Source organism: Nocardiopsis sp. FIRDI 009, assembly GCF_003386285.1.
Lineage (GTDB): Bacteria > Actinomycetota > Actinomycetes > Streptosporangiales > Streptosporangiaceae > Nocardiopsis.
This window is the reverse complement of sequence record NZ_QPNC01000039.1, coordinates 65,575-75,691: the sequence shown is the minus strand read 5'-3', so window position 1 is coordinate 75,691 and position 10,117 is coordinate 65,575. Positions and strand designations below refer to the sequence as shown.

9 protein-coding genes and 1 pseudogene are annotated in these 10,117 nt (G+C 71.7%); 8 read left to right on the top strand and 2 right to left on the bottom strand.

What is annotated here, in order from left to right; translation table 11 throughout:
• A pseudogene (locus tag DVR05_RS26820) lies at positions 1 to 370 on the top strand (hypothetical protein); the annotation flags it as partial.
• Positions 371 to 451: 81 nt separating this feature from the next.
• Here DVR05_RS26820 and DVR05_RS25310 read toward each other — a convergent pair.
• A complete protein-coding gene (locus DVR05_RS25310) occupies positions 452 to 1,660 on the bottom strand; it encodes an MFS transporter (RefSeq protein ID WP_116248427.1) in 1,209 nt (402 codons plus the stop codon).
• Between the two features lie 252 nt (positions 1,661 to 1,912).
• Between DVR05_RS25310 and DVR05_RS25305 the strand changes: the two genes are divergently transcribed.
• Positions 1,913 to 2,473 carry a GNAT family N-acetyltransferase gene (locus DVR05_RS25305; RefSeq protein ID WP_116248432.1) on the top strand — a complete coding sequence of 187 codons (561 nt, stop codon included), beginning with the start codon at positions 1,913 to 1,915 and terminating at the stop codon, positions 2,471 to 2,473.
• A gap of 133 nt (positions 2,474 to 2,606) precedes the next feature.
• Entirely contained in the window at positions 2,607 to 3,914 is a 1,308-nt protein-coding gene (locus DVR05_RS25300; protein WP_116248426.1) for a phosphoribosyltransferase family protein, read from the top strand.
• Positions 3,915 to 4,055: 141 nt separating this feature from the next.
• Here the strand turns inward: DVR05_RS25300 and DVR05_RS25295 are convergent, their stop codons facing one another.
• Entirely contained in the window at positions 4,056 to 4,355 is a 300-nt protein-coding gene (locus tag DVR05_RS25295; protein WP_017588640.1) for a WhiB family transcriptional regulator, read from the bottom strand.
• A 669-nt stretch (positions 4,356 to 5,024) separates the two neighbouring features.
• On the opposite strand from DVR05_RS25295, the gene DVR05_RS25290 reads away from it, so the two are divergent.
• The 5 genes from DVR05_RS25290 (at position 5,025) to DVR05_RS25270 (ending at position 10,087) form a co-directional block, all read left to right on the top strand.
• Positions 5,025 to 5,432, top strand: a complete 408-nt coding sequence (locus DVR05_RS25290; protein WP_116248425.1) for a YccF domain-containing protein — start codon at positions 5,025 to 5,027, stop codon at positions 5,430 to 5,432.
• Positions 5,433 to 5,556: 124 nt separating this feature from the next.
• A complete protein-coding gene (locus tag DVR05_RS25285) occupies positions 5,557 to 6,873 on the top strand; it encodes an AI-2E family transporter (RefSeq protein WP_232832320.1) in 1,317 nt (438 codons plus the stop codon).
• Between the two features lie 269 nt (positions 6,874 to 7,142).
• Positions 7,143 to 8,741, top strand: a complete 1,599-nt coding sequence (locus DVR05_RS25280; protein ID WP_116248423.1) for an ABC-F family ATP-binding cassette domain-containing protein — start codon at positions 7,143 to 7,145, stop codon at positions 8,739 to 8,741.
• 206 nt (positions 8,742 to 8,947) lie between these two features.
• Positions 8,948 to 9,169, top strand: coding sequence for a helix-turn-helix domain-containing protein (locus DVR05_RS25275; protein WP_116248422.1), 222 nt, complete (start codon positions 8,948 to 8,950; stop codon positions 9,167 to 9,169).
• 78 nt (positions 9,170 to 9,247) lie between these two features.
• Positions 9,248 to 10,087 carry an enoyl-CoA hydratase/isomerase family protein gene (locus tag DVR05_RS25270; RefSeq protein WP_116248421.1) on the top strand — a complete coding sequence of 280 codons (840 nt, stop codon included), beginning with the start codon at positions 9,248 to 9,250 and terminating at the stop codon, positions 10,085 to 10,087.
• Positions 10,088 to 10,117: the final 30 nt, after the last annotated feature.

The window sequence follows — 10,117 nt, the reverse complement described above, 5'->3', positions numbered from 1 at the left end:
TGACGGCGGTGACGGCGGGTCTGATGGTGGATCTGACGGCGGTGACGGCGGGTCTGATGGTGGGTCCGACGGCGGTGACGGCGGGTCTGATGGTGGATCTGACGGCGGTGACGGCGGGTCTGATGGTGGGTCCGACGGCGGTGACGGCGGGTCCGGCAACGGAGACGACGGCAACCGCGCCTCCGACGACAGCCAGACGCCGAGCGGTGACACGAACGACTCGGGCTCGTCCGACGAGGACGAGGAGAACGAGTCGCTCGCCACGACCGGTGTCGACCTCCAGGGCTTCGTGCTCGCGGGCGCGGTCGTGACCGGGATCGGTGCGATGGCGCTGTGGTCCGGTGCCCGTCGCCCGGCGTCGATCGCCTGACGACGGCACACCCGCGCTCCCACCGGGCCGTGACGCTCACCGGGCCCCCGGCCGTGTCCCACGGCCGGGGGCCCGGGTACGTCAGCGACGCGGACGCAGCGCGGGAGCGAGCAGGAAGGCCGCGGCGCCCGCGGCGGAGACCACCCACAGCGCGGTTCCCAGCGTCGCGCTGTCCGCGAGGAACCCCACCAGCGGCGGGAAGGCCAACAACCCGGCTCGGCCCAACCAACCCACGACCGCCAGGCCGTCACCCGTGCGCACCCCCGGCACGTCACCGGCGGCGGCGAGTGTCAGCGGGAACAACGTGGACACACCCAGGCCCATGATCCCGAACCCCACCACCGCGGCCACCGGATGCGGCACGACGAGTGTGAGCGCCATGCCGCCCGCGGCCAGCAGACCGCACGCCGCGCCCACCGCGGCCGCGCCGAAGCGGTCGGTGACACGGTCACCCATCAGACGCCCCAGTGTCATCATCGCCTGGCACGCCACGAACGGCATCGCCGCGAGGAACAGCGGAGCCGACAGTTCCGTGGCCATGTACACCGCGCCCCACGACGCCGCCGAGTCCTCGATCCCGGCCGCGAAGACCAGCAGCACGCCCAGCGCCAGGAGGAGGAGCGCTCCGCGCGCGGGCACGCGCGTGCGCCGACCGCTCCCGTCCTCGGTCCCGTCCTCGCGCTCGCTGTGTTCGGGGCCGGGCAGCAGCATGCGGCCCACCCACAGGTTCACGCACAGCAACAGCAGGGCCACCCCGCCCAGGTGCGCCAGGACCGGCACGCCGAGACCGGCCATCGTCGCGCCGACGACGCCGCCCGCGACGGCGGCCATGCTCCACACGGCGTGGAAGGTGTTGATGATGGTGCGCCCGTACCTCCGCTGCACCCGTAGACCGTGGGCGTTCTGCGCTGAGTCCGTCCAGGCGTCGGCACTGCCCAGCACCAGGAAGGCGGTCGCGAGCAACCACCAGTTCTGCGCGAGGGCGATGACCGGAAGCGCTCCCAGGGTGACCAGGCTCGTGCCCACGGCGGTGCGGCCACTGCCGAACCGGTGGATCATCGGACCCGCGAGCATGCCGGTCAGGAGCGCTCCCGCAGGGCCCGCGGCGATCGCCATGCCGAGTTCCGCGTTGCTGAGCCCCAGGCCGGACTTGATCACGGGCAGCCACGGAACGGCGTTGGTGTAGGTGAAGCCGTTGACGAAGAACAGGGTGGAGACCGCGAACCGGGCCCGGCGGGCCTCGGCCGGCGGTGTCCCGGTCGTGCTGGCGGGGGTGGCGGGGCTGTTCACAGCGGCTCCCAAGGCTGTCGACGGTGCCAGCGGATGCTATCCAGTCGGCCGCGGGCACGGCATCCCCATATCGCCGCCGGGGCGTTCCCCGGGCTTGCCTCAGCGCCCCCGGCGGATTTACATAGAGGTTCCGCCGCCGTCACCGTCACGTTCCACTCCGGCCCCGCGGCCCCTCCCGCACGGGCCCCGTTCCTGTCCGCCGACCCCATACCGGGATCCGTGCGCACGGCCCGGTCGGAACCGGAAGTGTTCATGATCAATTCGAGTGCGCTGCGAGACACACCCACCCTCGTCGGGAAACGCGTCCGCCTGGTCCCCCTCGCCCCCGAACACACGGACGCCTACTTCGCCGCCAGTCTCGACGAGGAGGTCCGCCGGCTCACCGGAAACCACCGACACCTCACCTACGAGCGGGCACGCGAGTGGTGCGCCACCCGCGCCGGTCGCGCCGACCGCCTCGACCTGGCGATCACCGACCCCAGGGACGGGCGCTACCTGGGTGAGCTGTCGCTCTACGACGTGTCCCCCGAGAACGAGAGCGCCGGGTACCGCATCGCGCTGTCGGCGATCGAGTTCGCCGGCCAGGGGCTGGGCCGGGAGGCCACCGAGCTCGTGTTGGAGTACGCCTTCGACCGCATCGGCCTGCACCGTGTCTGGTTGCACGTGTACGCGTTCAACATGAGGGCCATCGCGGTGTACCGCTCGTGCGGGTTCACCGTCGAGGGACGGCTGCGCGACGCGCTCCTGTGGGACGGCCGCAGGCACGACGCCCTGCTCATGGGGGTGCTCAGGACCGCCCGCCGGGACGCCTGAACGAGGGTTTTGCCCGCGCTCGGGGTTGCGACCGCCGTGTCGCGGGGTATGCCGGTACCACTTTTTCCAACGGCTCACTCCGGACAGCCGAGAGGAGCGGTGCCGGGGCCACGGTCCCGGCGCCGGTGAGGACATGAACCCGGTACCCGTTTCGTTGCCCTTCACCGACCGGTCCGAGGCTGGCCGCCGCCTCGCCGAGCGGGTGCGGCCCCTCGCGGTCAGGGACCCGCTGGTGCTGGCCCTGCCCAGAGGCGGGGTCCCGGTCGGTGCCGAACTCGCCCGCCTGCTCGACGCCGACTTCGACGTGCTCCTGGTCCGCAAGGTCGGCCTGCCGGGCCGCCCCGAACTGGGCGTCGGCGCGATCTCCGAGGACGGACACGTCACCTTCGACGACCTCGCCCTGGCCCGGATGCGCGTCCCGCGCCAGGCGCTGACCGAGACGGTCGAGGCCGAGCGTGAGGAACTCGAACGACGGCGCCGCGTCTACCGGGGCGACCGCCCCACACCCCGGATCGCGGGGCGCGACTGCGTGGTCGTGGACGACGGCGTCGCCACCGGCGGTACCGCCCGCGCGGCGCTGCGCATGGTGCGCCAGGCCCGCCCCGCACAGCTCGTCCTGGCCGTACCCGTCGCCGCCCCGGAGGCGGTCGCGGCCCTGCGGGAGGAGGCCGACGCGCTGGTCGTGCTCAGCGCCCCGGACAACTTCCACGCGGTGGGGGAGTGGTACCGCGACTTCTCCCAGCTCTCCGACGGGCACGTGACGGCGATCCTCGCCGAGCGCGGACGCGCCCATCCGCCACCGGACGTCGCCCGGGGAGTCCGGATCAGGGCCGGTGCGGACCACCTCGACGGCGACCTCACCATGCCCGCCGCCCTGCGCGGCGCGATCGTCCTGGCCGTAGGGGAGGGACGGACCGATCCGCGCTGGCGGGCGATCGCCTCGGTGCTGCGGCGGTCCGGGTACGCCACACTGCTGTTGGACCTGGTGACGGGGGCCGAGCGGGCCGCCCGCGCCGACGGTGTCGGTACCGGGGCCCTGGGGGAGCGACTGAACGCGGCGGTCACGTGGTTGCGCCGGGCCACGGACGCGGCCAACGAGCCGGTGGGGGTCCTCGGTTCGGGGACGGCGGCCCCGGCCGCGCTGGTCACCGCGGCCGACCGACCCCGGGACGTGGGCGCCGTCGTGGTGTACGGCGGCCGGATCGATCTGGCCGAACCGGCTCTGCCCAGGGTGCGCGCACCGGTCATGGTGCTCCTGGAGAGCGGTGACTCCTTCGTCCGCGAGCTGGGTGAGTGGGCGCGCGGGCGGATGGGCGGCCCCACCGACCTGCGGGTGATGCCCGGGGCCGAGCAGCTCCTGGAGGGAGGCCAGGAGTGGCGGCAGGTCGCGGTGGAGACGCTCGACTGGTTCGACCGGCACCTGGCCGGGAAGAGGGGCTGATCCCCTGCCTCGCGGGTGTCCCGCGGATCGGGCACGAGAAAACCCGCGGCGCCCTCGACGAGAGGTTCGTCGGGGCGCCGCGGGTTGTTCGGGGCCGGGGCCACCGGGGGAGATCCGCTGATCGTGCGTCGGGAGCCTCGGCTAGGCAGCGTTGGCGCGGCGCATCCGGCGGCGGCGCTCGGAGGCGCGCTCGTCCTCGTTGAGCCCACCCCAGGTGCCGTATTTCTCCGGACGCGAGATCGCGTAGTCCAGGCAGTCGGTTCGTACCGGACAGGCCGCGCAGATCTCCTTGGCCTTGCGCTCACGGATCTCCCGCTCCGGCTGGCGTTCGCCGTCGGGGCCGAAGAAGAGCACAAGGTCCTCGCCCCGGCACGCGGCGGCATCCTGCCACCCCCAGCTCGGGCGGGGGCGCAGCGCGGCCTGCCGACGTACCTGAGACATGCTTGAACCACCTCTACTGAAATCGCTAGTAAGCTGTCGGAAAAAGCTTCAGTCACCAAAAGTTGGTCGTGCGGCGTGAGGCACCCCGCACGACGCGAACGCCGGACGGTACTGGCGGTGTTCCCCGGTGTGGCTGAGACCACGAGAAGCACGGCCCTGGCGGTCCTGGACCGCCTGCGGCGGAGTGCTCTCACACGAACGGCTGCGGAGGCGGTGACGGCCTCCGTCCGAGCCGGTACGTAATCATGCCATCCCCACTCCCGCTCATGCACGGGGGGTAGGGAAATTACTCGCAGAACCGTTACCGAAACCTGATGCCCGTCGTGTGGCATCTGGTGGATTGTCCGAGTTTGTCGCAAATCGCAAGATCTGCTGGCTTGCGAAGGACACAGCACATCGTATGGTGCGATGTCCCGCCTGCCTAGGGGCTCCCCCTGATGCGCCGATCACATTGCGGACAGCACGCGGGACCGATATAGGGACTGTCCGTATGTCCTCACCCAGGGCGACCGCCACTGGGAGGGTCCGGCGCGTCGTCCCCTAGGGGAGGAGCCGGGGAAACGGCGCCGAACGGGTCGTGGCGCCCGCGCGTCGCAACAGGTAGAAGTTCGGATGCGGCCCCCGCACACCGATCGCCCACCCGTCATGACAGGCAAGGAGCAAGACACCGTGGCCCTTCTGCGGCTCATCCTCAACATCATCTGGCTGTTCGTCGCCGGGTTCTGGCTGGCGGTCGGCTACGTCATCGCGGGCGTCGTCTGCTGCGTCCTCATCGTGACGATCCCCTTCGGTGTCGCCTCCTTCCGCATGGCGAGCTACGCCCTGTGGCCCTTCGGCCGGGAACTGGTCCGCAGGCCCGGGGCGGGCGGGGGGAGCACGGTCCTCAACATCGTCTGGCTCATCGTCGCCGGATGGTGGCTGACCATCGGCCACGTCGTCACCGCTGTCGGCCTGGCCGTCACTATCATCGGACTACCCATGGCGTGGGCGTCGCTGAAGATGATCCCGGTGGCCCTGGCGCCCTTCGGCAACGAGATCGTCCGCAGCGGCCGCCCCCGGGAACCCTGGCAGTTCTGACTCGTTGGGAACCATGTGACGTGGGAGAGCCGGAGCGCGCACCCCAGTGCCCTGGTGACGGCGGCTCCTCGGCCCCGTCGGCTCCCTGACGCCCGTCCCGCAACCCCCAGAGAATGGAGTCCATGTGCAAGCCCAGCGGCCGGGAGTGTGGGCGCTCCTGAACAGGTGGATCTCGTCCCGCAGAGCCCGCGCCGAACGTCGCGCCGCCCGGGACGAACAGCGGGCCGCGGCGGTACCCGAGCCCGAGGTCCCCGAGGCGGAACTGGCCGGGCAGGACGACGTCGGGGCGGGCGACCTCCTGCGCATGATCAGTGACGTGGCCTGGCGGGTGCTCATCATCGGGGTCGTGGCCGGGCTGCTCGTCTACGCGCTCATCTACCTGAGCGTCGTCACCCTGCCCCTGATCCTCGCCGTGTTCCTGACCGCGCTGCTCATGCCCATGGCCAACTGGCTGCGCAGGCCCAACCCGATCAAGCGCTCCGGGTTCGGTCGGGGGCCCTCCACGGCGATCAGCATGATCGTCGGGCTCGTCCTCTTCAGCGGGGTCATCTCGCTGATCGTGACCCCCGCCGTCAGCGGCTTCGACGCCCTGGTGGACAGCGTCAACAGCGCGGTCACCCAGCTCCAGCAGCTGGAGGTGCCCTTCGGCCTGGACCCGGCGCTGTTCAGCAACCTCATCGACAACGCCTGGGAGCAGATCGAGGCCACGATCAACGAGAACCAGGACCAGATCCTCACCGGCGCCTGGACCGCGACGACGGCCGTGATCCAGTTGCTCGTGGGACTGGTGCTGATGCTCGCGCTGACGGTGTACTTCGTGCACTCCGGCGACCAGCTCGTCGAGTGGATCGTCACCCTGCTGCCGCCCAAGTCCCGTCCGGGGCTGCGCTACAGCGGGAGGGTCGCCTACGGGGTGATGGGACGGTACGTGCGCGGTGTGGCGATGGTCGGCCTGTTCGACGCGGTCGGCATCGGCATCGTCCTCATCTTCCTCATCGACACCACGCTGGCCATCCCGCTGATCGTGCTCACCTTCATCGGCGCGTTCCTCCCGATCATCGGGGCCTTCCTCTCCGGTCTGCTCGCCGTGCTCGTCGCCCTGGTGACCGAGAACTGGGTCGTGGCCCTGGTGGTGCTCGCCGCGGTGATCCTCGTGCAGCAGCTGGAGAGCAACGTCTTCGCCCCGCGCATCTACGGCCAGGCGCTCGAACTGCCCTCGGCCGTGGTGCTCATCGCCCTGACCATCGGTGGCATCGTCGGCGGCATCCCCGGCCTGTTCCTGGCCACACCCATCGCCGCGGTCCTCGCCGCCCTGCTGCGCAACCGGCCCCCGGTCCACCAGGCCCACACGCCCGAGAAGCCCCGGCGGGCCGCGGACACGGAGACCACGGGACCGACCGGCGGGGAGGGGGAGGCCGACTCCCCGGCGTCGCGAGCCTGACCCGGGGGTTCGGCCGGACGCGGCCGAGGCCGGGACCCCGGGGAATGCGCGCCGCTCCGCACCCGTTGTGGATGCGGAGCCGCCTTCCCGAGGTCCCGGCGGTAATCCCCGTGCCGCCCCGTGCGGGGGGCGTTAGGCTGGGTCGGTCGACCAGGTCGGCCCGCCACGTCGGTCGGCCGGGGCCGACCACCGCCGCCCCTCCTCCGCCGGGTCGCGCCCGTGTCCCGGCCGTCACCGCCCACACCCACCACCGCTAGGAAGCCCCTGTCATGCTGATCGCCACCGACCTCGAACTGCGCGTCGGACCCCGGGTCCTGCTGGAGCCGAGTACGTTCCGTGTCGGGGCGGGAGACCGGATCGGGCTGGTCGGTCGCAACGGCGCGGGCAAGACGACCATGACGAAGGTGCTCGCGGGCGAGGCCCTGCCCACCGGCGGCACGGTCACCTCCTCCGGCAGCATCGGATACCTCCCCCAGGACCCGCGCACCGGCGACCTCGACGTCATCGCCAAGGACCGGATCCTCTCCGCCCGCGGCATCGACGAGGCGCTGGAGGGGCTGCGCCAGGCCGAGAAGAAGATGGCCAGCACCGACACCAAGACGCGGAACAAGGGTGTGCGCGCCTACGCCCGCTGGGAGGAGCGACTGCACGTGCTCGGCGGGTACGCCGCCGAGTCCGAGGCCGCCGCGATCGCCTCCAGCCTGGGGCTGCCCGACACCGTGCTCTCCCAGCCGCTGCACACGCTCTCCGGCGGCCAGCGCCGCCGGATCGAGCTGGCGCGCATCCTCTTCAGCGGTGCCGACACCCTCCTGCTCGACGAGCCCACCAACCACCTGGACGGCGACTCCATCGTCTGGCTGCGGGACTTCCTCAAAAGCCACCAGGGCGGCCTCATCGTCATCAGCCACGACGTGGAGCTGGTCGAGCACGTGGTCAACAAGGTGTTCTACCTGGACGCCAACCGCAGCGTCATCGACATCTACAACATGGGCTGGAAGCAGTACCTGACCCAGCGCGAGGCCGACGAGCGCCGCCGTCGCCGTGAACTGGCCAACGCCGAGAAGCAGGCCGACACCCTGCGCAAGCAGGCGGACCGGTTCCGGGCCAAGGCGTCCAAGGCGCGGGCCGCCCAGCAGATGCTCAACCGGGCCGACCGGATCATGGACGGCGTCCAGGGGGTGCGCAAGTCCGACCGGGTCGCCAAGCTGCGCTTCCCCGACCCCGCGCCCAGCGGGCGGACGCCGCTCATGGCGGAGGGTCTGTCCAAGTCGTACGGCTCCCTGGAGATCTTCTCCGGGGTCGACCTGGCGATCGACCGGGGCAGTCGCGTCGTGATCCTGGGGCTCAACGGCGCGGGCAAGACCACGCTCCTGAGACTGCTCGGTCAGGTCGAGGAGCCCGACACCGGACGGGTCGTGCCCGGTCACGGCCTCAAACTCGGCTACTACGCCCAGGAACACGAGACCCTGGACGTGGAGCGCAGCGTGCTGGAGAACATGATGAGCGCCGCTCCGGACCTGCCCGAGGTCGAGGCGCGCCGGACGCTGGGCTCCTTCCTGTTCACCGGTGACGACGTGGACAAGCCCGCCGGGGTGCTCTCCGGAGGGGAGAAGACCCGTCTGGCCCTGGCCACCCTGGTCGTCTCCAGCGCCAACGTGCTCCTCCTGGACGAGCCGACCAACAACCTCGACCCGGCCAGCCGTGAGGAGATCCTGGCGGCACTGCGCAACTACAAGGGCGCGATCGTGCTGGTCACCCATGACGAGGGCGCGGTCGAGGCGCTCCAGCCCGAGCGCGTCATCCTGCTGCCCGACGGTGTCGAGGACGTGTGGAACGCCGAGTTCGAGGACCTCATCGCCCTGGCCTGACCCGGTCGTGGGTGCGCGGCCCCGGGGCCGCGCGAGCGTCCGGGGTCCACCGCCGTCCGTTCCGGACATCCGCGGCTGTTCCTCCGAAACCCTGTCCGAGGAGAGTATCCGGGGCGCGACGCGCCGTGGGGTGGCGACGTCCCGTACCGGTGCCGGATCATGGCGCAGAGCACGATCCGGCTCAACACGAACCCGAGGAGTGAGCAGTGAACGACGCGCTGGGCAAGGGCACCCGTGTCTCCGGCGAGGACCGCTCGGTCCTGGCCGCCCAACTCAAGCGCCGCTACGACGCGGGCGAGAGCATCCGCATGCTGGCGGCCGCCACCGGCCGGTCCTACGGGTTCGTCCACCGGCTGCTCGGCGAGGCGGGGGTCGAACTGCGCGGGCGCGGCGGGGCGACCCGCCGTCCGGGACCGGACGCGCGGTAGGCGCTCGCCGGGGTCGTCCGCCCCGCATCGGTTACCAGTCAGTAATGTCAGGGTGGAACCGACACGACGGAGGAACCCATGGCAGAGGCCCCGAACGCCCCCGCGAGCGCTCCCACCGAGGAGGAGCTCTCCCGGGCCGGTCTGAAACTGGCGGTGGACGGCCAGGTCGCCCGGATCACCATCAGCCGTCCGGAGCGCCGCAACGCGATGACCGGCCGTACGTGGACCACCCTGGCCCGTATCGGCCGGACGCTGCCGGACGGCGTCCGCATCGTCGTCGTCACCGGAGAGGGCGACATCTTCTCCGCGGGCATCGACCTCAACATGTTCACCCCCGAGGGCGTCGACGGCGAACGGTCCATCGTCGCGGGCCTGGCCGACGGTTCGGCCGACGAGGCCGCGCTGGAGGAGTACATCGCCGGCCTCCAGGAGGGGTTCCTGTGGTTGCGCCGCCCGGACCTGGTGACCGTCGCGGCCGTGCGCGGCCACGCGATCGGCGCCGGTTTCCAGCTGGCCCTGTCCTGTGACATCCGTGTCCTGGCCGACGACGCCTCCCTGTGCATGAAGGAGCCCGCCCTCGGCCTCGTCCCGGACCTGACCGGGACCAAACCGCTGGTGGACATCGTGGGGGTGCACCGGGCGGTCGAGATCTGCCTGACCGCCCGCCGGGTGGGCGCGCGCGAGGCCCGCGAGCTGGGCCTGGCCGAGCTGGTCGTGGGGGTCGACGAGCTGCGCGGAGCCGTCGACGACCTCGTCGGGGGGCTGCTCGCCACCAACCCCGACGCCGCGACCGCCACCAAGGCACTGCTCCAGCAGGCTGCGGGCAACACGCTCGAACAGCAGGCCGCCGCCGAGCGCCGGGCCCAGATCGGCCGACTCACCGCGCTCGCCGAGGCGATGGCCGCCGGCTCCCGGTAGGCGGGAGCCGGCGATCGGGGGCGGTATGGG